Annotated in this window: 20 protein-coding genes, 1 tRNA gene and 1 pseudogene; 13 read left to right on the plus strand and 9 right to left on the minus strand. The window is 44.2% G+C overall.

What is annotated here, in order from left to right; translation table 11 throughout:
- Nucleotides 1-31: 31 nt before the first annotated feature.
- Together FPL27_RS04235 and FPL27_RS04240 are read right to left on the minus strand one after the other, a co-directional pair.
- On the minus strand, nucleotides 32-1,969 hold the full coding sequence (locus tag FPL27_RS04235) for a PspC domain-containing protein (protein WP_143959902.1): 1,938 nt from the start codon (nucleotides 1,967-1,969) through the stop codon (nucleotides 32-34).
- A 4-nt stretch (nucleotides 1,970-1,973) separates the two neighbouring features.
- A complete protein-coding gene (locus FPL27_RS04240) occupies nucleotides 1,974-2,303 on the minus strand; it encodes a PadR family transcriptional regulator (protein ID WP_143959903.1) in 330 nt (109 codons plus the stop codon).
- Nucleotides 2,304-2,937: 634 nt separating this feature from the next.
- On the opposite strand from FPL27_RS04240, the gene FPL27_RS04245 reads away from it, so the two are divergent.
- The 8 genes from FPL27_RS04245 to FPL27_RS04280 all read left to right on the plus strand — a co-directional run bounded on the left by FPL27_RS04245 (nucleotide 2,938) and on the right by FPL27_RS04280 (nucleotide 14,917).
- Nucleotides 2,938-4,074, plus strand: a complete 1,137-nt coding sequence (locus tag FPL27_RS04245; RefSeq protein ID WP_143959904.1) for a putative type IX sorting system protein PorV2 — start codon at nucleotides 2,938-2,940, stop codon at nucleotides 4,072-4,074.
- A gap of 2 nt (nucleotides 4,075-4,076) precedes the next feature.
- Nucleotides 4,077-9,104, plus strand: a complete 5,028-nt coding sequence (porU2, locus tag FPL27_RS04250) for a putative type IX secretion system sortase PorU2 (protein WP_143959905.1) — start codon at nucleotides 4,077-4,079, stop codon at nucleotides 9,102-9,104.
- Nucleotides 9,105-9,282: 178 nt separating this feature from the next.
- A complete protein-coding gene (locus FPL27_RS04255; protein ID WP_143959906.1) occupies nucleotides 9,283-9,741 on the plus strand; it encodes a TlpA family protein disulfide reductase in 459 nt (152 codons plus the stop codon).
- A gap of 11 nt (nucleotides 9,742-9,752) precedes the next feature.
- The gene (locus tag FPL27_RS04260) at nucleotides 9,753-10,355 is read left to right on the plus strand and encodes a thioredoxin family protein (RefSeq protein ID WP_235893367.1); all 603 of its coding nucleotides are present in this window, start codon (nucleotides 9,753-9,755) and stop codon (nucleotides 10,353-10,355) included.
- Between the two features lie 484 nt (nucleotides 10,356-10,839).
- Complete coding sequence (locus FPL27_RS04265; RefSeq protein WP_143959908.1) at nucleotides 10,840-11,136, plus strand: hypothetical protein; 297 nt, start codon at nucleotides 10,840-10,842, stop codon at nucleotides 11,134-11,136.
- 263 nt (nucleotides 11,137-11,399) lie between these two features.
- Nucleotides 11,400-12,251 carry a hypothetical protein gene (locus tag FPL27_RS04270; protein ID WP_143959909.1) on the plus strand — a complete coding sequence of 284 codons (852 nt, stop codon included), beginning with the start codon at nucleotides 11,400-11,402 and terminating at the stop codon, nucleotides 12,249-12,251.
- Nucleotides 12,142-14,196 carry an MSCRAMM family protein gene (locus FPL27_RS04275; RefSeq protein WP_143959910.1) on the plus strand — a complete coding sequence of 685 codons (2,055 nt, stop codon included), beginning with the start codon at nucleotides 12,142-12,144 and terminating at the stop codon, nucleotides 14,194-14,196. The genes FPL27_RS04270 and FPL27_RS04275 overlap by 110 nt, the downstream gene beginning before the upstream one ends.
- Before the next feature lie 247 nt (nucleotides 14,197-14,443).
- Nucleotides 14,444-14,917 (plus strand): hypothetical protein, encoded by a 474-nt coding sequence (locus FPL27_RS04280; protein WP_143959911.1) that lies wholly within the window; start codon nucleotides 14,444-14,446, stop codon nucleotides 14,915-14,917.
- A gap of 490 nt (nucleotides 14,918-15,407) precedes the next feature.
- On the opposite strand, the gene FPL27_RS04285 is transcribed toward FPL27_RS04280, so the two are convergent.
- The gene (locus FPL27_RS04285; RefSeq protein WP_143959912.1) at nucleotides 15,408-16,232 is read right to left on the minus strand and encodes a fimbrial biogenesis chaperone; all 825 of its coding nucleotides are present in this window, start codon (nucleotides 16,230-16,232) and stop codon (nucleotides 15,408-15,410) included.
- A 100-nt stretch (nucleotides 16,233-16,332) separates the two neighbouring features.
- Here FPL27_RS04285 and FPL27_RS04290 point away from each other — a divergent pair, with 100 nt between their 5' ends.
- The 3 genes from FPL27_RS04290 (at nucleotide 16,333) to FPL27_RS04300 (ending at nucleotide 19,736) form a co-directional block, all read left to right on the plus strand.
- Entirely contained in the window at nucleotides 16,333-17,217 is an 885-nt protein-coding gene (locus FPL27_RS04290; protein WP_143959913.1) for a hypothetical protein, read from the plus strand.
- A 203-nt stretch (nucleotides 17,218-17,420) separates the two neighbouring features.
- Nucleotides 17,421-18,011 carry a hypothetical protein gene (locus tag FPL27_RS04295; RefSeq protein ID WP_143959914.1) on the plus strand — a complete coding sequence of 197 codons (591 nt, stop codon included), beginning with the start codon at nucleotides 17,421-17,423 and terminating at the stop codon, nucleotides 18,009-18,011.
- Nucleotides 18,012-18,821: 810 nt separating this feature from the next.
- Nucleotides 18,822-19,736: an endonuclease/exonuclease/phosphatase family protein gene (locus tag FPL27_RS04300; protein WP_143959915.1), complete on the plus strand. Its 915-nt coding sequence runs from the start codon at nucleotides 18,822-18,824 to the stop codon at nucleotides 19,734-19,736.
- A gap of 89 nt (nucleotides 19,737-19,825) precedes the next feature.
- On the opposite strand, the pseudogene FPL27_RS20265 reads toward FPL27_RS04300, so the two are convergent.
- From FPL27_RS20265 to FPL27_RS04325, 6 genes and pseudogenes are all read right to left on the minus strand, one after another.
- Nucleotides 19,826-19,984, minus strand: a pseudogene (locus tag FPL27_RS20265) (helix-turn-helix transcriptional regulator); the annotation flags it as partial.
- Nucleotides 19,985-20,195: 211 nt separating this feature from the next.
- Nucleotides 20,196-20,435, minus strand: a complete 240-nt coding sequence (locus FPL27_RS04305; RefSeq protein WP_143959916.1) for a GIY-YIG nuclease family protein — start codon at nucleotides 20,433-20,435, stop codon at nucleotides 20,196-20,198.
- A gap of 198 nt (nucleotides 20,436-20,633) precedes the next feature.
- Complete coding sequence (locus FPL27_RS04310; RefSeq protein WP_143959916.1) at nucleotides 20,634-20,873, minus strand: GIY-YIG nuclease family protein; 240 nt, start codon at nucleotides 20,871-20,873, stop codon at nucleotides 20,634-20,636.
- Between the two features lie 75 nt (nucleotides 20,874-20,948).
- Nucleotides 20,949-21,030: transfer RNA gene (locus FPL27_RS04315), tRNA-Leu, on the minus strand.
- Nucleotides 21,031-21,216: 186 nt separating this feature from the next.
- Entirely contained in the window at nucleotides 21,217-21,516 is a 300-nt protein-coding gene (locus FPL27_RS04320; RefSeq protein ID WP_143959917.1) for a putative quinol monooxygenase, read from the minus strand.
- Between the two features lie 20 nt (nucleotides 21,517-21,536).
- Nucleotides 21,537-22,310, minus strand: a complete 774-nt coding sequence (locus tag FPL27_RS04325; RefSeq protein WP_143959918.1) for an SAM hydrolase/SAM-dependent halogenase family protein — start codon at nucleotides 22,308-22,310, stop codon at nucleotides 21,537-21,539.
- Between the two features lie 107 nt (nucleotides 22,311-22,417).
- On the opposite strand from FPL27_RS04325, the gene FPL27_RS04330 reads away from it, so the two are divergent.
- Together FPL27_RS04330 and FPL27_RS04335 are read left to right on the plus strand one after the other, a co-directional pair.
- Nucleotides 22,418-23,407 (plus strand): PhoH family protein, encoded by a 990-nt coding sequence (locus tag FPL27_RS04330; RefSeq protein WP_143959919.1) that lies wholly within the window; start codon nucleotides 22,418-22,420, stop codon nucleotides 23,405-23,407.
- Nucleotides 23,376-23,813 (plus strand): GNAT family N-acetyltransferase, encoded by a 438-nt coding sequence (locus tag FPL27_RS04335; RefSeq protein WP_143959920.1) that lies wholly within the window; start codon nucleotides 23,376-23,378, stop codon nucleotides 23,811-23,813. Before FPL27_RS04330 ends, FPL27_RS04335 begins: the two co-directional genes overlap by 32 nt.
- Nucleotides 23,814-23,861: the final 48 nt, after the last annotated feature.

Genomic DNA, 23,861 nt, shown 5'->3' on the forward strand with positions numbered 1-23,861 from the left:
TTTTTGGAAACCTGGCTGCTTTAATTACCACTCAATTCATAAATCCTGCCCCTTCAAATTTCTCTCGGCTTTCTCTATCCATCTCACTCTGCTTGTGGTCAGAGCGGCAGGTTAGACATAGCAGGCCGTTTTCGTTGAATACCCAGTAATTCTGGCTGTGTACATCTTTTAGCTTGTAGCCATTTGTATATAACGTGCCACGCAGTACGGAGAGGATTGATTTTTCCATTATAAAAGGTTTGTCATATGGAATGTACAGGGTCTGCTCCAACTCCTGCGCGCGGAATTTATTAAAGGAGGTCAGCCTTAGATTTTTATCCAGTATCAGAATGCTGTCCTGAATGTTGTACTCATAGAGGATCTCCTTGATGTTGCTTTGAGCGTCGTCATAGTTTTTTCCTTTCGAAGAAAAAGTCTGCTCCAATCTTACGCGATCATCAGAAGTACCTGCCAATGTCAGGCTTATGTCATTTTGGTAAAGGGTTTCCGACTTGCCCGACTGTTGGGAGCGGATGCTTACCTGCGGGCGGCTTTCACCTTTGATCACCATGATGCCATCTGATGGAAACTCCAAGTATTGGGTCTGCTCATCTTTGGCGCTTGAGCTGAATTGCTGGAAGGTCTGTGGCAAAGTAAATCCTATGACAGCAATACTGATCAACCAAAGGAAAAGTGCTATAAGTCCTGCTTTTTCATGAATAAGGTTTCTTCTTACCCAGATGCTGATACCCATTACGGTGATGATCATGGCCGGGATTATTACTACCATTGTTAGCGCTACTGCCAGCCAGAATGGAATCATATCTGTGATAAATTCCAGAGGGAAATCTCCGGTCTGAATGCCCATGCCCCAAAGTTCACCCTGGATCAGGTTGAAATAGGTGCCTAAGAAAATCATAGAGGAAAAGATCAGCCCAATTCCTATCAGGAAGATAATAGCCCCAAAGAAAATCCTGAACAAAGTCAGCAGGAATACTCCCAATGGTCCCATCGCGGTGCCTACTTCATTGAGTCCTTTGCCCACCACTCGGAAAGGAGTCATGAAAGCCTTTCTCGCAGTTGACTCCTCACGCATTGGAGGAGGGTTTTGTCCCTGCAAAATGGTGTTTTCAATATTGGTCAGCGTAATGGCTCCACCTTTCATTTCGATTCTTTCGGTAATGGATTTCGCCAAAGGCGTTATGATCCAAAGTATAAGATAGATCACTATGCCGGACCCACCTGCAAAGATCAAAGCCAAAAACGCCAACCTAACCCAAAGCACTTCAATGTTGAGATAGGAAGCAAGTCCGCTACTCACCCCGCCGATTACTCGGTCATCAGGGTTTCTGTAGAGCTTCTTGATGTTTTTGTCTTCCTCGGTTTCGTAGGACTTTGGCAACATGATCCAAAGCACCACGTAGGCTAGTACGGTCCAGCCTGCCAAACTGAATCGTATCCCGGAAAAGGGCAGAAAATCCCAAGTGTTGAAATTAACCCTGCCACTGAAAAGAAGCAGGATGGCAATTAGCCTGGTCCACAAGGGATCTATAGTCAGGTAGTGAGCGATGCCTGCGCAAACGCCACCGAGGATTTTGCGGTTCTCCACACGGGTGAGTTTTTTGTAACCCTTGTTGGACTCCTGGTTAGGAGGGGTGATGTACTTATAGAAATCACTTTCCTCCTGCTCGGTTTGCTCGGTAAAATCCTGGTCAAGTTTTTCCTCACTGGCCTTGAAGTCGGCAATGGTACCCATTTTTTCGATCAGGCTCTCCACGTTTTCTGCCGTGATAACCTGCTTATTGTTTTTCAGGTAGGTCAGGAAAATCTCGGCGATTCGGTTTTCGATGTCGCTGATGATCTCCTGGTTGTCCGGATAATGGGAGAAATGCCTGTTGATGGCCTCAAGGTAGTTTTTGAGGTGTGTGTAGCCGTCATCCTCTATGTGGAAAAGGATGCCGCTTATGTTTATGCTTATAGTCTTTTTCATGGCCTTATTTTTTAGAGATAATGGTTTGGGTGGATCTGGTTAGCGAGTCCCAAGTCAGGTCCAGCTGTCCGAGAAAATCCAACCCCTCGGCTGTGATAGTATAATATTTTCTGGGTGGTCCGCTTTCGGATTCCACCCATTTATAGCCTACCAGTGAGGCGTTTTTGAGCCGGTTGAGCAAAGGGTAGAGGGTGCCCTCTTTGACCAGCAGCTCGGCCTCCTTCAATTCCCCGAGCAGGTCGGAGGCATAAACCTCCCCCCTGGAGATGATATGCAGGATGCAGAATTCCAGGATTCCTTTCCGCATTTGTATTTGGGTGTTAGAAGCTTTCATATCTGTCATGTTATAGCGTATTTTGCGCACATTCTTGGTACGCCTTCCACCATATGAATCAAAAAATAATACCAAAGTAAAAGAAGCTACCTTGTATAACCTATTTCTTGGCTTTGAAAAATTGGTCATGGAATCGCTTGAGTCTGTAAAAGCCTGAAATCAAGTGATTTGAGGCAGGGCGTCTGGTGAATAATGTAAGAGTCAGTTTGTTTAAATAATTTTTATGCTTCTGTGCCAAATGTCCCGCTACGTTTAGCAGTGGTGTGCAAGCGAACAGGAAAGTGTACGGTTTCGTGCATATCCATTAGTATTCTGGATGTTAAATTCACCTTTTTTGGGTTTAAAGTTTAAGGTTTAAAGTTTAAAAAATCCGTAAGCTATAAACCTTAAGCCTTAAACCTTAAGCCACCATCTCTTTAAAATCATTTTCCCCCTTCGGCTTCGCTCAGGGATCGATGCTAGGAATTAAAAAGTCTAGTATTCCTCGGCTCCGCTCAGAATACTAGACTTTTCTTTGCGCCCTCCGGTCCTCTGTGGTTATTTTATTTGTACCGTTTAATTTTTTGAGATTTTCGTCAACGAAAACCCCCACATTATCTTTTTAAATAATTTTTTTAATTTAATTTGTAGCCTAATGAGCCGTATCCCAGGACTTTTAAAAATTGTTTTCTGCTTGCCTATTTTTTTACTGTACCTAACTGAGGCTCAGGGGCAAAGTCTTGCGCCTAAATATTCCAATGAATTCCTGCAAATCGGGGTCGGAGCAAGAGCCTTGGGCATGGGTGGGGCACAGGTTTCATCTGTCAGGGATGTGACAGCTGCCTATTGGAATCCTGCTGGGATCTTGGGCGTGAAGCATGAACATGAATTCTCTCTCATGCACGCCGAATACTTTGCCGGAATCGCCAAGTATGACTATGCGGGCTATACCACGGCCATAGATGAAGAAAACCAAATAGCGGTTTCCCTCATCCGATTTGGGGTGGATGATATCCCCGACACCCGCTTTCTCTACGATGCCAATGGCGCCTTGAATTACAACAACATCCAGTTTTTCAATGCAGCTGATTATGCCATGATCTTATCCTATGCACGGGATTTTAGCGACATTGTTAAGATTGGGGTCAATACTAAAGTCATTCACCGCAATGTGGGCAAGTTTGCAAATGCTTGGGGTTTTGGGCTGGACCTGGGGGGAATTGTGCTTTTGGACGAATGGCGTGTCGGTGTGATGCTGCGAGATGTTACTACCACATTCAACTCCTGGTTTCACAATGCCGAAATGGTTCGGGAAGTTTACTCCCAAACGAACAACGAGGTGCCGATTAACAGTACCGAATTAACCTTGCCACGCGCAATCTTCAGTTTGACAAGAGATATATGGTTGTCAGATGAAATCCAGATGCAGGCTACACTGGACCTTGAAACTACTTTTGATGGTCAGCGGAATACCATTTTGAGGAGCAACTTGCTGAGTGTGGATCCTAGGATGGGTTTGGAGGTGGCTTACAAGAATTTAGTATATCTGCGTGGCGGGGCAGGCAACGTGCAAAGGATCAAAAACTTTGATGCCAGCTACAGCACTGCTTTCCGTCCGAGCTTCGGTGTCGGTTTTCTTCTTAATGGTCTGGTCCATATCGATTATGCCCTTTCCGATATAGGGAGTGTGTCCCAGACGCCATATTCACATATTTTCAGTGTGAAAGTTGGGTTAAACCAACATAAGGACAATTATAGGATTTATAAAGGTTGGGACAAAAAGCCGAATTGAGTATGAAGAAAATTTACAGGCTAATTTTGACGTTGACCTTTTTGCTACCCAACTGGGTGCTAGCTCAGAACCAATGGATAGATTTCAGCAGGGATTATTATAAGATAGAAACCGCTGAGGACGGCGTGTACAGAATCAGTTATACGGCATTTTCGGCATCAGGCATCAACCCCAATCAAGTTGATCCACGTGATATTAGGGTTTACCACAGAGGTGAGGAAGTGCCGATATTGATTGCGGGGCAGCAGGATGGTAGTTTTGATCCAGGCGACCACATCACCTTTGTAGGTAAAAAAAATGACGCTACACTGGACTATCGGCTTTACAACAATCCGGCGGATATGCCCAATCCGTATTACAATACCCACAACGACACCACAGCCTATTTTCTTACCGTGACTCCGGGAGTGCGTGGCCTACGGATGAACCAGACGGCAGAGGTTAACCTTTCCGCTCCTGCGGTTGATATTTATCAGGCCGAAAGACTTTTGGTTTTCAATGAACAATACAATTTAGGGCCTGTCTATAGCCCAGGAATCTGGATGCCCGAATATGACAAGGGGCAAGGCTGGATGGGGCCCATTATCCAAAGGAATAACCAGCTGGACTTTAGTCTGACCAATCTCGGGGAGGTGATGTCTGCAGGTGAGCACACGGTTGAAATGAACTTGATAGGCCGTGCCGGAGCGTCACACAATACGGCCGTTAGTGCCGGACCAAATGCCAACTCCTTGCGGGAAGTCCTTCGAGTAACGTATGATGAATATGAAGTTAAAAATGTAGTTTTCAATCTGCTTCCTACAGACTATAATAGCGATGGCAGTATTGTGATCCGGGTCAGATCATTGGGAGGAGAAGGGGATGTGGATAACGTTTCCTTGAGCTTTATGAAATTAAATTATCCTAGAAGGGTCGCGTCGGGTGATTTTGACCAGCTCAGCTTCGATATGGATCGTGGTGTGGATAGGTTGCACATTCCGGGAGTGACGGCCGATTATGTGGGTTTTGAGATCAGCGATAGGGATAATCCAAGGGTTTTATCCCTTCGTAGGGAAGGCAGCGTATTGCATGTCCCCGGTGGAGGTGCGGCTGAAGGGAGAAAGGTTTTTCTCCAAAGGAACAGTCAGATCAAAAACGTGGACCGCATGAGGCGTTTCCGTTTTAGGGATGTTGCCAATCAGCCTGCTAATTATGTGATGATCAGCCACCAATCTCTAAGACGTCCCGCAGCTTCCTACGGGGACCCAGTTGCTGCATACGCTGCTCACAGGGCCAGCCCCGCGGGAGGTGGGTTCGACACTCTCACGGTCAACATGGACCAGCTTTATAATCAGTTTTCCTATGGGGAAAAAAGTCCCTTGGCCATTTACGAATTTCTTCGTGCATATTATCCCAAAAACAAACCTGAATACCTTTTATTGCTGGGTAGGGCATTGGGGATGTTTAGTACCAGAAGGGTGGATGGGGTGAATTATACCTACAGAAGAAACCCGGGTGCCTTCGAATGGCAGGATTTGGTGCCCCCGGCCGGCTATCCATATGCCGACAACAATTTTGTGCAAAACCTAGACCCTGAAAACCCAGAGGTGCAGGCCATAGCTTTGGGTCGTGTGCCGGCAAGAAACCCCGACGAGGTGGCTTCTTATTTGGATAAAATAAAGGAGAAAGAAGCGTTGGGTGTTCAGGAGCCTTGGCAGAAAAACATCATCCACCTCAGTGGAGGCCTTTCCGCACTTGAGCTCAACCGTTACTTTAATTTCCTTAACGGTTTTAAAAATATTGCCGAGGATATTTACCTAGGGGGCAGCGTGAAGACCTTTAGGAAAAGGTCGAACGCTACTGTGGAACTTATCAACATCTCCGATGAAGTCAATCAGGGAGCAGCAATGGTGACCTTTTTTGGTCATGCCTCACCTTCCTTGATTGATATTGAAATCGGCTTTGCCAGCGATCCCCAGATGGGATATGCCAACAAGGGTAGGTATCCCATGCTGCTGCTGAATGGCTGCGATGCAGGAAATGCCTATGGAACTCCTTATACCTTTGGGGAGGACTGGGTGCTTGCCAGGGATGCGGGCTCTTCTAACTTTGTTGCACATTCCAATTTGGGTGTGGATATCTACCTGAGGCGGTATTCTGAATCCATTTATTTGAAAGCATTTTCCGATTCCTCTTTGATACATCAGTCGATCGGGAAGATTAGGATTGAGGCCGAAAAGCATCTTTATAGCCGATATGGTGCCGGACCGCTATACCGTTCGCATGCTACTATGATGGTGATGCTGGGTGATCCTGCCGCAAAACTTTTCCCAGCAAACAAAGCTGATTATTCCATCAAAACGGATGAAGTCACTTTGGAGAATCAGGTGGAGGGGAACCTTAATGTTTTATCGGATACGCTTAATTTGAAGTTTTTGGCCAGAAATATAGGGCGGGTAGATTTGGATAGCTTTAAAGTGGAGGTTACCCGAAGGCTGCCTGATGGAACGGTTATCCAATATGAGCCACTGAACCTCCCGCCTGTTTATCGTGCCGACACGATTGTCTTCCCTATACCTAACCGGGACCTCAATGGCTTTGGAGAAAACTTTTTCACCATCAACCTCAATTCTGAACAGACTGTGGATGAGTTGACCTATCAGAACAACTCTGTGACCATTTCCGAATTTATCCAGCTCAACGGTACCACTAACCTGATGCCGCTAGCGTATGGGATTGTGGATAAACCTGAAACCACGCTGATCTCCCAAGTTACGCCACTTTACTCTGATCCAAGAACCGTCATGTTCCAAATGGATACCGTTCCTAATTTCAGCAGTGCAGCCAGGAGGGAGACTCGGGTGTTGACCACAGGTTTGGCCAGATGGGAAGTGGATTTCACAACCTTGGTTAGCCAAAAGGATTCCCTCACGCTTTATTGGAGGACCAAATTCATGGAGCCTAGAGAAGGAGAGGATGATGGTTGGAATGAATCCACTTTCTCCTACATCAATGGAAACCCGGAAGGTTGGACTCAGCGGAGATTGCCACAGTTTAGGAACAATGGTCTTTATCAGATTGAAATCGATGAACCCAGAAGAGAGTGGAGGTTTGAAGGGGTGAATTTGGACTTGAGGGTGATGACTTTTGGCAGCCAGACGGAAGGGTTGAGTTTTGAGAATACCGAGTTCCTCATGGACGGCATTTCTTACATTTTGGATGCCGGTAACAGGACCTGTCCAAACGGTTCCTTGGGTTTGCTTTCTTTTCAGGCAAAAGATTTAACACCTTATTTAGTATTCCCGCCGGCTGGATTTGATGTGCTGGATGGCCGAAGTTGCGGGCGGGTTCCCCAAATCATTCAGTCCATAAGAAATAATAACCTGGTTGGCGGCAATCAAATGTTGCTCGACTATGTGGATGGTGTGGGCGATGGCGATTATGTACTGATTTTTTCGGTAGGAAATGTGACGTTTTCAAACTGGCCGGATGCGGCTTATATTAAACTGAAGGAATTTGGTGCCAATGAGGCCACATTGAGAAATCTGCAAACTGGTGATCCCTATATTCTTTTTGGCAGAAAAGGGATGAAGCCAGGGGAGGCTATCGAGATTGTGCCGGAGAGAAATGGGGAACAGGATACGAATGAGCAGGTTTTGACCTTTGAAAAGTCGGTGGAAGGCCATTATACGGCAGGAAGTATCATTTCGCCTAAAGTAGGGCCTGCGAGTGAATGGGGCGCTCTTTTTCAGTACATCAAGCGTAATGATCTTTTCAACCAGGAAAATACCAGCATGGACCTGATCGGAGTGACCGAAGATGGTGAGGAAGTGGTGCTGTTTGAAAAGCTGCAGGAAAATGAGCTTTCACTTGCATCCCTGAGTGCCGGGCAGTATCCTTTCCTCAGATTACGATATGCCATGGATGAGGAAGAAGCTGACAAGCCAAGCCAACTCAATTATTGGCAGGTGAATTACACAGGGGTCCCAGAGGGTGTGTTGGTTTTCAAAGGGACCCAAAAGCAAATCCAGATGAGGGAAGGAGAAGAAGAGGAGTTAGGGTTTGAATTTAGCAACATTTCCAAACATGATTTCACCGACTCCTTGACTGTGGAGTGGAGTTTTCATAACACTGATTTAAGGAAGTTTGAAAGATTTACTACCAAAATCCCACCTGTTGGAGCTGGTGAAAGCCATGTTTTTGAAGTGAACTTTGCTTCTGCTGGCCGTGCGGGGAAAAACACGGTAAATGTGTTTGTGAATCCCAGGGAAGTTTTGGAGCAATCTTACCAAAACAATATAGTGGACCTACCGAGTTATTTTATCGTGATTCCGGATGACAGCAAACCCGTGCTCGATGTGAGTTTTGATGGGGTGTACATCATGGACGGGGACATTGTGTCGCCGACGGTGTTGGTGGCGGCTTCCCTTAAGGATGTGAACAGCCTGATGCACAAAAAAGATACGGTCGGCATGGAAGTAATGTTTAAAAAGCAGTGTGAAAGTTGTGTTTTTGAGCGGTTGAACTTCAGCAGTCCGAAACTGAAATGGTTCCCTGCTACTGATGAGAGTGATTTCAAAGTGGAACTGAAGCCTGGACCGCTGGAGGACGGGATGTACACCTTGCGCATCAGCAACGGTAAGGGAGAAGGACAGGAAGCGGAGAAGCCTTATGAAATCAATTTTGAAGTGGTAAACGAGGCCCAGATCACGAATTTTTACCCCTATCCGAATCCCTTCAGTACAAATGTACGTTTTGTATTTACAGTCACCGGCACGCAGGTGCCTGACCAGATCAAAATCCAGATCATGACGGTTACCGGTAAGGTGGTTCGTGAGATCTTTCAAGATGAGCTTGGGCCGCTGAGGATTGGCAATAACATCACAGAGTATGCCTGGAATGGTAAGGATGAGTTTGGTGACCAGTTGGCCAATGGTGTGTATATTTATAGGGTGCTTGTCTTACAGAATGGCCAGTTCATGGAGCACCGGGCCACTGCGGGGGATAAGGCGTTTAAGAAGGGGTATGGAAAGATGTATTTGTTGAGGTAAATAGTCTCGTAAAGATTTCACGCAAAGACGCAAAGAGGGAAATCGCAAAGAACGCAGAGAATCTAAAGAATAAAACCTTCCAGGTTTCGAGATATTTAATAGGCCTAGATGGTTTAAATACTTGAAAATCATCTTATTATATAGTACTTAGTACCTAGTACAACAAAAAACTAAATTTATGAAAAGTATCATAATAGCCCTTTTGGCCTTTAGTCTTTTTCAAGGCGACGGGAAATTGAAGATTGTGTCCTTTGATGAGTTTGAGGAGATAATAGAAGCTCCGTCGGACGGGATTCGGGTGTATAATTTTTGGGCGACTTGGTGTGCGCCTTGTATTAAGGAGATGCCGCATTTTCAGAAGGTGAGCAAAGCAGAGGGAGTGGAGCTGATGTTTGTGTCCCTGGATGATGGCAGGAAACCGGATAGAGTGGAGAGCTTTATGGAGAAGAGGAAAATTTCCTCTCCGGTGGTTTTATTGGATGATATCGATTACAACCGATGGATAGGAAAGGTGAGCGATGACTGGTCTGGGGCCATACCGGCGACATTGTTTATCGATGCAGAGGGTAAGCGGCATTTTCACGAAGGGGAAATGAGCGAGCAGGAACTAAAGGATTTTATCAATAAACTTAAATAAAAATGAGAAACATGAGGTTAGTTTTTGCAATGGTTTTGGCTTTTGCCTTCACAGGTGCATTTGCCCAGAAAAGCGGTTACAAAGTTGGTGACAAGGCTATGGATTTTGAACTTAAGAATGTGGATGGTGAGATGGTCTCCATGTCTGACCATGAGGATGCGGAAGGCTTTTTAGTGATTTTTTCCTGCAACACCTGCCCTTATGTGGTGGCTTACGAAGACAGAATGATTGAGTTGCACGAAAAGTACGCTCCAAAAGGTTACCCTGTGATCGCCATCAACCCAAATGATGAGGCGCTTTCTCCAGGTGACAGCTATGAGAAGATGCAGGAAAGAGCCAACGACAAAAACTTCCCTTTTGCCTATGTCTATGACGAAAGCCAGGAAATCGTGAATGCTTATGGTGCCACCCGTACGCCTGAGGTGTATCTATTACAGAAGCAGGATGATGATTTGGTGGTAAAATACATCGGCGCTATTGACAACAACTACCGTGATGCAGATGAGGTGACGGATAGATATGTAGAAGAAGCCGTGGACGCTCTGCTAGAAGACAGACAGATCGCCGTGGCAAATACCAAGGCGATTGGGTGTACGATTAAGTTTAGGAAATAAGATGGGAGACGGAAGACCGGAGACGGAAGGACTTCTTCGCGGACAAAAATGGCCTCTTCGCGGAAGAAATTGGCCACAATGCACACAAGTAAAAAGAAGTTCCACAAAGGCTTCCTCGCGGAGGAAAAAGGAGCACTTAGACCACTTCGTGGAAGTATTGGGCTACAAAGGGCTCGAATCTCCCTGACGGCAGTCAGGGTTTAAAAGGAGTTTCTAAGAGGCTCCTTTTTTAGTTTCACCACAGATACCACAGATTTACACAGATTTGATTTGTGCTTCTTGGTGTTAATGTTTAGATCACGATGACTCGGTAGGGATGAACGGCTGCTGCTAGAAGGCTAAATGATAGAAAACCATTAAAATGGCTGAAAACAAAGGTCCGTCCTAGAAATACTTGGTACATGGTACATGGTTAATCGTACAATTTTACAGGCATATTAATTGCTCTATCATCTCCTAAATAACCTTTTTAATAGACAAGTTTATGAGAACATTGACGGATAAGGAAAAGTCCATACTCCTTGAAAACCACCAAAAGACCAAGGATGCTTTTAAGAATGACCACCCGGATAAAGAAATGAAGCCTTTTATATATTATGTGCCTGAAGATTTCATGCACTTCTTGATGGCCCACAACAAGGGTATTCCGCCTAAAATCAGCGAGGAATTTTCCTTCATCGATGACCTTTTGCCCCTCCCTGAGGAATATAAGACCCACCAGTATATCATCGTGGTGAACGGGGAGAAGTATTTTTATGAATTCCCAGTGAAGGGAGTTTAAATGTTGTACTAGGTACTAGGTACAATGTACTAAGAAGCGATTCATTCAGGTGCCTCAGTTAAGGCTTAGTACATAGTACTTAGTACATACTGCAATACAATTCATATAAACAAAAACGCATAATATATCTACTTTTTCGCTTGTTAATTCAGTCGGATCTTATACTTTTGCATACGATTCAGACGAATATTTGGTGAATGTGGAGCATGATGGAGGGGTTTTTCTTCTAAATACTTTGTTTTGAGTCGCTTACAGAATAACCTGTGGCAGGAATAGTTCTGTCATTTTTGAGTAGCGTAAAAGTATCCATGTTCCGCCTAGCATTAAAAGGGATTATTTCTTGCCTATTGCTTTGTTGCTTAAGCCAAATATCCACGGCACAGCAGTTCGGAAACTTCGAGAATATTTTGGAATATCATTTTTCGGAGAAAGAAATACACCTGAGTGAGAATGATATGGGGCTCATCCGCCTTATTATCGCCAACCCATCCCCCCAGGCGGTAAATGTCAAAGTAAACCTCCTCGACAATGAAAAAATCCGAATGATCTCCGATCTTGACCGTACCATCAACATTGGTCCCGGACAGCAGGTCATCTTACCCATCCGTTTTTCCTATCGATATCATCAAGAAAGTGACTTTAGAGCCGATCCGGTAAGTTTCCAGATCCTTATGATGGATACCCAGGAACTGTTGGAGCCTTTTGATTTTGTAATCAGAACCGAGGAAAGCAGAAACTGGAGAGCACAACTGCTGAACAGCCAAATCTTGGTGCAGTATGAGGATGAGTTTGAGTTTGAACTGAAAGTGCAGAACAGGGGTAATAGAAGAGAGGAGTTTTCTCTGCAGTCCATGAGTCAGAAAGGTCAAAAGCTGATCGATGAGCAGCTGCATTTTGCTCTTGAGGCAAAAAGAGATACCGTAATCAGGCTTAACTTCCCAGTTGCGGCCACTACACTGGCTGACTTGGAGCTTGATCAGATGAGGTTTGTGTTGTGGGATGGTTTTGAAGAAAGAACTTACCGGAAACATTCAGCTTGTGGGTTCCGAGATCCGCCAACAGCAAAATGCCTATTACGACGTGCCCTTGACCATGGAGCTTCAAGGTTTCCGTAGCAGTTTGGGACGTCCGATGATGTTTCTAAACCTTGCCGGTTCCATAGAACTTCACAACGATCAAGCCTTGGGTATTAATTTGCGGACTGATGGGATGGGACATTTGGGAGGGCCAAACTCCCTTTATCAAGCACATTACAGAAAAGGAGACTTCACCTACACGGCAGGTACCATTATTAAATTCACCGACTTCCTGATCAATGGCTACGGTGCCGGGATGAGTTATCACAAGTCCGACAAGGAGTTTCATGACTTGACGGTCAGCCAGAGCCGTATGGATCCCCTTTATCAGGTGGATTACTCGGGTGGATTTAAATATGCGCAGGATGTGGCGGGCACGGTGCACCACTTTGCCAATTATGATTACCAGAGCGGCAGCTACAATTACCTGCTGACAAAAAGCCTGCAATATCAGGTCAACAGAGCTTGGACCGTTGGCGTGTCAGGAGGGTATTCGAATGAGTTTGATAACAGACAAGGGCGATTAACAGAAGGAAGCCTTTGGGGTTACCAAGTTGAATATCAGAAAAACGGTTTCAGTGCCATTTCCCAGGTCAATAACTATTCAGACACTTTTATCGGGATCAACCGCGGGTTTTCCTACCAAAAGCATCAGGTGAGAAAGTCCTGGAAGAATTATGAGCTTTCGGCTTTCCACAACCAGACTGCCCGTCGCCCGATGATCTTCACTCCGGACAGCATCTATGTGGTGGAGGCTATGCAGCTTAAGGAAACGGGTTTGAGAAATAGCATTGCCTATAAAAAGGCCAGAATGAGCGGGACCTTTTCTTATATGGAGCAGCGTTTTGCCATGCAGGCCGGACCTCTGGCGCAATACCTCCGGACGGCTTGGAGCTATAATTATGGTGGCAAGCTGCCTTTCCGCTTTTCTCTCAATTCTGCACTTAGCTATGTGACGTTGGAGGGGCTTGAGGATGTGTATGGTAGGGTGGCGATGACGAATAACTTTAACCTGAGCTATAAAAGTTTTGGAATCCGTGGCCGTATAGATAGGGGGCCAAACTTCTATAATGAAGTAATGCGTGATTTTGAAGATGGGGTCTTGCCGCAGCGAATGCAGGTGGGGCCATACTTTGATTTTACCAAGACCTATAAAAATGGTACCCAGCTGAGCAACAACATGCAGGCGGAGTACTTTGAGGACAATGTATTCTTTGACCGCAAGATGCTTTTCCTGAGAAATTCCTTCCGCTTCAATATTCCAAAAGTAGGCTTCTATGGTGGCCTTTCTGTATCGTGGAATCTTCTGAGCAAGAACAACAGCTTTGTCAACTTCAACCTGGGCAAGCAGCTGAGTGTGCCGACGGTGGGAATCCGAAAGTACCATGATGTAAAGCTGAAGTTCTTCATGGATGAAAACCGCAACGGGGTGTGGGATGAAGGTGAGGAAGTGATTGCCCATGAGTATGTACTGGTCAACGGCAGGATGGCTATGACCGATGCCGATGGGCTGGTGGTGTACAAAAACGTGGAAGACGGGGAGTACAAGCTTGAGATGCGCAACATGCGTAATCTCGTGGGCTGGGTTCCGGCCAAAGGAGTAGAGCAAAACTTTACGGCCTATAAGGGCGGCGCTTATGGAGTGCCTTTTATAAAGAGCAAGTTTATCAAAGGTTCTGTACGGGTGATCCATGATGACAACCAGGCGGACAGATTCAATCCGCAGGGCATGAAGGTGCGTGTGGTGAACGAGAAAGGGGAGGAGTATGAGACTATAGTGAATTCCAGAGGAGAGTTTCTGCTCAACGTGCCATCAGGTCGGTACATCGTGACCTTGAGTCCGGCAGGTTTGTCGGCCGATAAATTCCAGATCGAAAACGGCAGCCAGTCGGTGGACTTACTTGACAACGAGCGCTGTGAGGTGCATTACACCATCCGCCAGAAGTCCCGTGACATCAATATCCGAAGGATAAGCAGAAGATAATGTTAAAAACTTAGGTGAAAATCACGAGAATGAAAGCTTATTATTTATTAGTTAATTGTCTAAAATACAATTAGTTAATATAGGTTTGGGTGCATAAGTAAAATCACCTATTTGTATTTTGAATAAATAAATATTGTTTTGGTGTTAATTTAAATGCATTTCGTTTTGAAATATGCTGAACGAAATATACTTTTGTGACACTTGAACGAAACACCTTATAAAGAATTTAAACCTTTAAAAATATACCATGATTAAGAAAATATTATTATCCGCGATTTTAGTAGTGAGTGCAGTGCAGATGTCGGTGGGGCAGGATTCTAATGGTGCAAACCAAAATGTTACCATTAAAATAGAGTCTATAGCGTCAATGGATTTTGAAAAACTTGTTGATATTCCAAATTTTGTTTTTGATAATGCGGATGATTTAGAGGGAGGTCTTACATCGGTAAATATTGCTACGGTTCAAGTTAGGGCAAATAAAGACTGGAAAATAACTGCTGGAATTAATAGGGAAATAATAAATAATTATACTGGAGTATTTAAGGTGTTGGTAGATGATAGGCCTGCTGTGACATTAACTGGCGACCCTATCGATTTGATTGGAGATGGAGTTAAAGGAACTAGCGATTTGTTTAATCTTCGATATGAAGTAATTCCTGGACTGGAAATGGAAGAGGGAGATTATGAGGTTCAAATAATATATAATTTAACTAATAGATAAAATTTAAAAAGCCAAGCTTCTCTAGCTTGGCTTTTTTGGTTCTCCATTTTCTGATTTAGAGAAGATAAGCTTTTCAATACCAGGTACTGATTTGAATTTTTATGGTCATTATAGATATTCAAAATCGAAATCTCCATACTCTCCATCCGCAATATGGATTTTACTGGTCTTGTTTAAATGCACTAAGCAAGTTTTGAACAAATGTCATTTCCCTCTCTCCAAGCCCCCCTTTTCATTTCTACTGATTGAGTTCTAACAACTGTAGTCAACCGTGAAAAGAAAAATGAATGTCGAATAATAATTAATAATGAAGTTGATTTCCGTTCCTTATTGATAATCTCCCCCTCCCCCAAAAAAAACTTCACAGCCTCCAAGGGCAAGTTCTCCAATCCAACTTTTAATATACAATGGACGATTTAAACAACTGGAGTCATTAAGTGAAAAAGTAATGAATGATGAATGCCTAATAATGAATAATGAAATTCGTTTCTTATTGAATACTCACCACCGTCTCCACAGCCTCCATCGGCAGATTAGGGTCATAATCAATCACCGCCATCACGGCATATTCCCCACTCTCCAGTCCGTCGGGCTTTTCAAATAACAGCTTTCTTTCGCCGTTTGGAAATACAGGAAACTCTTTTTTCTCAGTCTTGACTTCCTTTCCTGATTGTAGATGCACGAGCTCAAGATGGGCCGTGCATTGCAGCATGTATTGGCCGGTGTTTTTCATCTCAAGCTGGATATGGTCTTCTTCGTTCAGGAACAAGTCATAAATTTCAGTTGACTTTTCCGTGAGTGTAGGGGGTGTTTGATAGACGTGAATTCCGAATCGGAATACCTCCCTGATTTGGGTTCTGACCTGCCCGGTGTTTTCTTCCGCCTGCTCGCTTTTGGGTTCCACGCCCGTGATGAAGAGCATGCTCCATTTCATTTCTTCATTCAGCTCCGCATCATTGGGAAGGGCAAGAGTGAGCTGGATATCTTCTGTTTCACCCGGTCCTATGCTGGTGAAGTTCCGCTCCAGGGTGATGTACTTTCCCAGGGATTGGGGAAGGGTGTCGGATTTGAAATATTGATGGTTTCCCTTATTGTCTCTAAGCCAGTCTCCCAGTTCGGCCTCTATAAAGATTTCCTTGTTGGATACATTGGTTACAGCAACCCTCTGCACCTGGCTGTTGCCTGCCGAGAGGCTGAAATCCAAGGTAGTGGGGTAGACGCTTATATTTTGGGCTGATAGAGTGCCTGCCACCAGAAGACCCATGACAGTCAAACAGGATAATTTCAATTTAAACTTTTGTAAAATGTATTTCATGAAAGGTATTCTGTTATTTATCTTAAAGTTTTCCGCAAATAAGCGATTTTTGTTTTGTGGAGAAAGCTGTAAGACTTAATTTTGGACAAAAATAATTGATTTGAGATCTCCTAGATTTATTTTATTCATAGTTTTCTTAGTTACTGCCTATAATGCAAATGGGCAGGGGGGGACCAATAGGACTGTTCATTCCATTTCAAATAATTATTCGAATTTGATGTCGATGTCATATGATCCTGAGTCCCTTTCAAATACGATTCAACAAGTGGGGAGTATAGCCGTTCAGCTAAGCGCACACAATACTGGATTTGATGTTCAAGTCAGGTTGGCAACAGGCTTTGAAGGTTGGGCAAACTATTTCAGGATTAAGAATGAAAATGGAGTTGATCTAGATTTGGGGCCAGATTTCAGGTCAATTTTTAGCAGAGAAAATAATACTGTCTCCGGAAACACTAGTTTTCCAAATCGAACCTTCGATATAAGTATGATGCCTCTGGGGTATAATTTACCTGGAGGATTTAATAGTGTTAAATTTGACTTGATTATTATACAAAAAGATAACTCCGCAACTATTTATGATGCGACCTTTGAAGTTGATGTGAGTATAAAAAAACGTTGTACTTGCGATATTTTGCCATCTAATACACCTCCATTTCAATTTAATGAAATTGCGAAGTTGATTTCGGAGAATGGCATTACCCATGAAAAATATTCTGAATTTTCTATCAAGAGTAATGTTTCATGGGAGCTATATTTAACTTTAAATCAAAATGGGTCTGATATGGATATAGCTAGGCCTAATCTATATGTTGTAAAAGATAATTCTCCACGTTTAATTACGGAAGCAGATGAAGTAATTGTCGGGTCAGGGGAAAGAGGGGTTAAATCACTATCTCTTGGTATTAGAACAGTTGCGGACTTCATACATCCACCGCAAACGTACACTCCCCTGCTAAATTATCGTATAGCGTGTGGACTTGATTAAAATTTTTATATTTTGTAGAGCATAAATTTCGCTCTTCTCCCCTATAATTCTGCATTTCCTCAAGTCAAAAATCCCCATTTTTTCCTAAAATCAACAGGTAATTTTTTCATCCTATTTCCTACCCGCTTTACTTTCAGTGACTTTAATCAGGCTTTTTCGCGGTTTTATTCAAACATTTTAACATCAAGGAGTCTTTTATCCTTATGTACTTTTTGTCCGTATACTTGAATGTATCAGGGACTGATATTTTAAAAGAAGGAGGGAGAATGATGATGAGATTCTTTGCATTCGCTATTTTGTTAAGTGTTTTTAATCTAGGAGCAGCTAATGGTTTGCTGGCCCAAACCAATAACAATACTGCCACCGACCAGGTCCGGATCGTAATCCATGAAGTGATGGGGCTGGACCTCAGGAATAACCTTGGCGGGGAAGCCAGGTTTGAGTTTACCGAAAGACAGCAGGTCGAGCAGGGCATGGAGCTGATCGGCGCCAGCAGCATTGGGGTGAGGTCCAATAAGGACTGGAACCTGAGCGTGCGGGCCGAAAGCGATTACTTTGTTACCGAGGAAGGGAGTTCTGAGCTTCCTGTGGAGGTGCTGCAGGTCCGTGTGAATGGCCGGCAGGATTACATGCCTCTTAGTGGCAGCAGCCAGGTGCTGCAGAGCGGTAGCCGTGGAGACAGCAATAAGCCGGGGAACCAGTTTGATATAGACTACAGAGCCGATCTGATGGAGCGGTACTATGCACCGGGGAATTTTAGAGTGAGCTTGGTGTATACGATTAGCCAACAGTGAGAAAGAAATAAGATTAAATTGGTCACCCGCCATTAGGGCACTATGGGCACGAAGGAAAAGAAGGGCACAAAGAATAGAGAATTGGAAATTAATTCCTAATTCCCCATTATTAATTCCCCATTCCTCTCTCCCCGCACTATGAAGCATGTATGAAGCGTCTATGGCCCGACTGTCACCCAGCAAACACCCATCCTTTGCCCAACTCTGGCCCAAGGTTTAGCTGGGTGAATGTTGGATGAGTGTTGGGTCTAGGTTGGGGTAATGATAAATTATAGACGGGTTTAGGATGAAGATCAGGAAGTATAACATATGGGTGGGAGCTCCGTTTTCGGAAGGGATTGTCGTGGAGGTGAAACTTGGAATTCTTAAGGACCTCTCAGATTTTTTTGGACTGGTGAGAGAGAATAGTAGCCAGGTTTGTTATGCGGACTCTAAGGAGAAGCAAAAGGGATTATAGTGAAATGGGGTAGGCCATGTAATTATTGACTTGACCTACTTTCGTATTTTTAGCTATTAATGGAGCCTTATGAAGAAAGGTGTAACTATTTATTTTGATTAGGGCCATTGTAAGAATTGCATTAGGTTATACTTTTTTAAGGTACTGTTTTTGAGAAAGGCTGTTTGATGATTTTTACCTTTATTAAATGAATATGTATATCCGCTTTATTGCCAGTAAAAACTATCAACTAATAAAAAGATGGCTGAAGGCAAGATTCATGGCCACTTCGGTCATCGGTCTTCCGTCGCTTAAAACAAGGAATTAATGACTACTGGCATCATTGCGGATAATCATATAAATGAATTTGGCCCATGCGTCTAGTTACCCAGGTTTTGATTTTTTTGGTCATTATTGCCACCGCCTTGCCGATGATCGACACCCATCACTGGTGGATCAGGATATTCGATTTTCCAAGGGCTCAGATTACATTCTTTACCATTGTGGCATTGGGTTTAACACTGTATTACTATCGTAGGGAGAAATTCAGACTTTTAGGCATTGCTGTTTTCCTTTTGGCTGCGATTGTTTATCAATCCAGGATGATGGTCAGGTACATCCCGCTTTATCCCACGCCGGCCGCTGAGGCGGTGGCTCCCGTATTGGAAAATACCGTTCGTATATTGATGTATAATGTCAAAATGGACAATGGTAGGTATGATGATTTCATTCAGCTAGTAGCAGAAAAGGATCCGGATATCATCCTGCTCACCGAACCAGATCATATATGGGCCGCTGAAGTAGAGGTTTTGAAAACTACCTATCCCTATCACCTGGTTTATCCCTTGGATAATACCTATGGAATGATCCTTTACTCGAAGCTGGATCTGGAAGAAACGGAGATCAATTTTCTCGTGAAGGATGACATCCCTTCCATGGTTGCACAGGTGAAGTTGCCTTCGGGGGCATCCTTTAAGCTGCATTGCCTCCATCCCGAACCGCCCAAGCCCGGCACGGATACCTATGAACGAGATACGGAGATTTTGTTGGTTGGTCAAAGGGTAATAGAAAAGGAAGGGCCGGTCATCATCGCCGGCGACCTCAATGACGTGGCTTGGTCACGCACCTCTGAGCGCTTCCAGCAAAAGACCAATATGCTAGATCTAGGGAGGGACGAGGTTTTTTCAATACATATAATGTGTTTGTACCCTTCTTTAGATATCCTCTGGACCACTTTTTCTATACCAAGGATTTCCTGTTGGTTTCCTATGACAGGCTGCGCCCCATAGGCTCCGATCATTTTCCGCTGATGATCACTTTGGAGCTGGTGCCGGAGGGAGAGGTGGTAGGGAGTGATTGAAGGTGATTTGGGCTTCGATTAGGCCGTCTGTAATTTTCTCCGTTCTACATATAAGTCATAATCCATCTGTAAAGACATCCAGAATTCCGCAGCAATGCCCAACTCCTTTTCCAGTTTTAGGACAATGTAGGCGGTTACGTTTCGCTTTCCTTTTACGATTTCCCCCAGATGTGAAGGATATACGCCTAATTAAAAATTGGGTCCATAAAAAGTAGTTTAAAGCAAAAAAGTTATAACGAAAAAAGGACTCCTAAAAAGGAGTCCTTGTACCCAGAGCCGGACCTGCCTGCCTGACTGCCGTCAAGGCACGCAGGCAGGCCTGTCTGCCAAGGCACGCAGGCAGGGTCGAACCGGCACGCCCGAAGGCATTGGTGTCTATTATGAAGTGTTATAATAGTGTTTTAAGATACTTCTTTCCACTCCCAACCTTTAGAAACTTTTCTCTTTTTCGGGCTTCAACTCTCGACGGGAATTCTTCTGTCAGAATAAGGGCGAATGGCTTGTAGGGTTTCGTTGATTTGTTTTCGCCGCGATTGTGCTCCAAAAATCTTCTTTCAACATTATTGGACATGCCTACATAGATGTAGTTTCTGACCAAGCTTTTGATTGCATAGACATAGATCGGCATAAGGAGAAAAATTATGAGTCTAAAAAAAAATAGCTTAAAATAAGAAAAGCCCTCTTATGAGAGCTTTTCGGCCAGTGTACCCAGAGCCGGACCTGCCTGCCTGACTGCCGTCAAGGCACGCAGGCAGGCCTGTCTGCCAAGGCACGCAGGCAGGGTCGAACCGGCACGCCCGAAGGCATTGGTGTCTATTATGAAGTGTTATAATAGTGTTTTAAGATACTTCTTTCCACTCCCAACCTTTAGAAACTTTTCTCTTTTTCGGGCTTCAACTCTCGACGGGAATTCTTCTGTCAGAATAAGGGCGAATGGCTTGTAGGGTTTCGTTGATTTGTTTTCGCCGCGATTGTGCTCCAAAAATCTTCTTTCAACATTATTGGACATGCCTACATAGATGTAGTTTCTGACCAAGCTTTTGATTGCATAGACATAGATCGGCATAAGGAGAAAAATTATGAGTCTAAAAAAATAGCTTAAAATAAGAAAAGCCCTCTTTCGAGAGCTTTTCGGCCAGTGTACCCAGAGCCGGAGTCGAACCGGCACGCCTTGCGGCATTGGTGTTTGAGACCAACGCGTCTACCGATTCCGCCATCTGGGCATTTTTACTTGTAATATATAAATTCAGTTTCTTGTAAACTGCAAATATCGTGTTTGAGACCAATGCGTCTACCGATCCTGCCTTTGCCGGCAGGCAGGTCCGCCATCTGGGCATTATTAGCTGCAACTATTTTGTTGCTTGCTGATCGGAGTGCAAATATGGGGAAAGAATTTTAATCGTGCAATACTAGGGAGCCACTTCTTGGGATTTTTTTTGGCTCATGGCTACCGGTTTTTCCTGAAAAAGCACCTTGGTTTTCTTCCAGGTGGATCTAAAGAGTTCAGAATCACGGTAATTGTTTAGCGCCTCCTCGTCCTCCCAGTGACTGAAGGTGGTGAAAATATTTTTTTGATGATAGTCCTGCCAAAGCTCCAGATGGCTGCAACCGGGAAAGTTGCGGATCATTTTTTTGCTGGCATTGAAGATTTCCAGAAATTCATCTTCCTTGTTTGGCTGAAAGGTCATACGAACCGTCCTGATCAACATAGGTAAAGGGTGGTTAAGGTTTATTCTTGTTCAAAATGTATAAATACGGGGCTATCCATGCGGAGACCGAGTAATTTGGCCCCCTCTCCGTGATTGATACCAATTTCCAATAGCCCCCGACTGTTGAAGAAGGCAAAGCAATCGCCAGGCTCCACCGTGTCGTAGGAGTCGTTCAGACTATGTAGGACTTCCCTGCTGAACTCAATGGAGTATTTGCCTGGATTAAGTTTGTCGAAAACATCCTTGGGTATATTCGTGATAAGGTTTTCGTAATTATCCACATGTATGACATAGCCTACAATCTCCTTCTTGGTGGCTTTAAACTGCCGGGACAGCATTCTTTTGATGGAATGCAAGGGTCCGCCAAAATCATGTATGGCCGCGCCGCTGGCTACCTTCGCTGCGATCGGCCCAAGGATGTCTTTGGCAGGAAATGTGCTGTCTTTAATGTGGATATCAGCAAACTGCACGATGATCCCGGGATCGGTGTCAGAAAGCATGCTCAGCACTCCGTTGTTTGGGCCTATGAAAATGTGCTCATTGAGCTTGATTCCGATAAAACCGTCGGTCATACTGCTGGTGCTGTTGATAGCTACCAGGTGGATAGTCCCTTTGGGAAAGTCTCGATATACCGAGCGCAGCAAAAAAGCTGCATGGGCAATGTCATAAGGTTTGATTTTATGGGAAATGTCAACGATATTCAACTGTGGATTAATAGAAAGCATTGTGGCTTTCACAGCGGGCACATAATAGTCCGTATCGCCAAAATCCGAGGTGAATGTTACTAATGCCATAGAATCAAGTTAATTAATTTTGTATTTTTGTTAGTATCTTAAAAACAAAAATAGAATTTTATTCTTACGAAGAATAATCAAATAACCTTTAAATCGAGAGAAAAGGATTGGTAGAGAAAATAATTACATTAGAGAATATTCCGCTACTGGAGTTTCTGGGTACGGAAAATGAGAATATTCGCCAAATTGCCGCAGCTTTTCCACAAAGCAAGATCGTTTCCAGAGGAAATGAGATCCGCATACAGGGCCGGGCGCCAGAAATCCTACGCATCAATGATATCCTCAACATGCTCCTGCAGCATTTTAACCGCTTTGGTCAGGTGACCCCGGAGAATGTCAAGGAGTATATCGAGATGGAGGGGGTGCCCTTTGAGGCTTCGCCAAAAAATGATGTGATTGTTTTCGGTAACAAAGGTTTGGTCATCAAACCCAAGTCAGCCAATCAGCGCAAGCTCGTGGAAGCCAGTTACCAAAACGACCTTGTGTTTGCCTTAGGGCCTGCTGGTACGGGCAAGACCTACATAGCGGTGGCTTTGGCAGTTAGAGCTTTGAAGAATCGGGAAGTGAAAAGAATCATCATCACCCGTCCGGCTGTGGAGGCAGGGGAAAACTTGGGGTTTCTTCCTGGGGACCTTCAGGAAAAGCTGGATCCATATTTGAGGCCTATATACGATGCTTTGAGCGATATGGTGCCGGCAGAAAAGCTCAAGTTCTACCAAGAGACGCGTGTGATCGAAATAGCCCCTCTGGCATACATGAGAGGGCGAACCTTACACGACGCCTTTGTGTTATTGGATGAAGCGCAAAATACGACCAGTGAGCAAATAAAGATGTTTTTGACCCGTATGGGGCCAAATTCTAAAGTAATAGTGACAGGTGATCAATCCCAAGTAGACCTTCCAACCCGTCAAAAATCCGGTTTGAGTGTGGCTCTTGGTGTGTTGAAGGATGTAAATGGTATAGGTGTGGTAAACCTTAGCGGAAAAGATGTAATCCGTCATAGGTTGGTAAAATCTATAATAGAAGCGTATGATAGAGATGATCAAGAGAAAGAGAAAAGAAAAAATGAGTATCGAAATAACCAAAATAAAAACTGAGGAGGCCCTTACGGCCATTTTCAATATTAGACAGGAGGTGTTTGTCTTTGAACAAAACGTAGATCCAGAAGAGGAATACGATGAATTCGAAGAAACCTCAACCCACTTTCTGGCCCTGCTGGACGGCGTGCCCGCGGGTACTGCCAGATGGCGCTACACTGACAGTGGAGTCAAATTGGAACGCTTTGCCGTTTTGAAAGAAATGAGAGGCAAAGGGGTGGGTCAGGCTTTGGTGAAAGCTGTCATTGATGATATCACTAGAGAGGAAGCAGCTAAAGGCAAGTTGCTCTATATGCATGCCCAATTGTCGGCAGTTCCTTTGTACGAGAAGTTTAATTTTGAAAAAGACGGAGACATCTTCTCCGAATGCGAAATCGAACACTACAAAATGAAAAGGTACCTCTAAGGTATCTTTTTTCATTTAAAATGCTTATTTTCAGTTGGATGTTTTTCA

Origin of the sequence: Litoribacter populi (assembly GCF_007483685.1) — a bacterium.
In the GTDB taxonomy this organism is placed as follows: domain Bacteria; phylum Bacteroidota; class Bacteroidia; order Cytophagales; family Cyclobacteriaceae; genus Litoribacter; species Litoribacter populi.

What these genes read in the sequence shown, in the direction of transcription:
- FPL27_RS04235 (WP_143959902.1), bottom strand. Translation starts at nt 1,969, where the DNA reads ATGAAAAAGACTATAAGCATAAACATAAGCGGCATCCTTTTCCACATA.
- FPL27_RS04240 (WP_143959903.1), bottom strand. Translation starts at nt 2,303, where the DNA reads ATGAAAGCTTCTAACACCCAAATACAAATGCGGAAAGGAATCCTGGAA.
- FPL27_RS04245 (WP_143959904.1), top strand. Translation starts at nt 2,938, where the DNA reads ATGAGCCGTATCCCAGGACTTTTAAAAATTGTTTTCTGCTTGCCTATT.
- porU2 (WP_143959905.1), top strand. Translation starts at nt 4,077, where the DNA reads ATGAAGAAAATTTACAGGCTAATTTTGACGTTGACCTTTTTGCTACCC.
- FPL27_RS04255 (WP_143959906.1), top strand. Translation starts at nt 9,283, where the DNA reads ATGAAAAGTATCATAATAGCCCTTTTGGCCTTTAGTCTTTTTCAAGGC.
- FPL27_RS04260 (WP_235893367.1), top strand. Translation starts at nt 9,753, where the DNA reads ATGAGGTTAGTTTTTGCAATGGTTTTGGCTTTTGCCTTCACAGGTGCA.
- FPL27_RS04265 (WP_143959908.1), top strand. Translation starts at nt 10,840, where the DNA reads ATGAGAACATTGACGGATAAGGAAAAGTCCATACTCCTTGAAAACCAC.
- FPL27_RS04280 (WP_143959911.1), top strand. Translation starts at nt 14,444, where the DNA reads ATGATTAAGAAAATATTATTATCCGCGATTTTAGTAGTGAGTGCAGTG.
- FPL27_RS04285 (WP_143959912.1), bottom strand. Translation starts at nt 16,232, where the DNA reads ATGAAATACATTTTACAAAAGTTTAAATTGAAATTATCCTGTTTGACT.
- FPL27_RS04295 (WP_143959914.1), top strand. Translation starts at nt 17,421, where the DNA reads ATGTACTTTTTGTCCGTATACTTGAATGTATCAGGGACTGATATTTTA.
- FPL27_RS04300 (WP_143959915.1), top strand. Translation starts at nt 18,822, where the DNA reads ATGCGTCTAGTTACCCAGGTTTTGATTTTTTTGGTCATTATTGCCACC.
- FPL27_RS04305 (WP_143959916.1), bottom strand. Translation starts at nt 20,435, where the DNA reads ATGCCGATCTATGTCTATGCAATCAAAAGCTTGGTCAGAAACTACATC.
- FPL27_RS04310 (WP_143959916.1), bottom strand. Translation starts at nt 20,873, where the DNA reads ATGCCGATCTATGTCTATGCAATCAAAAGCTTGGTCAGAAACTACATC.
- FPL27_RS04320 (WP_143959917.1), bottom strand. Translation starts at nt 21,516, where the DNA reads ATGTTGATCAGGACGGTTCGTATGACCTTTCAGCCAAACAAGGAAGAT.
- FPL27_RS04325 (WP_143959918.1), bottom strand. Translation starts at nt 22,310, where the DNA reads ATGGCATTAGTAACATTCACCTCGGATTTTGGCGATACGGACTATTAT.
- FPL27_RS04335 (WP_143959920.1), top strand. Translation starts at nt 23,376, where the DNA reads ATGAGTATCGAAATAACCAAAATAAAAACTGAGGAGGCCCTTACGGCC.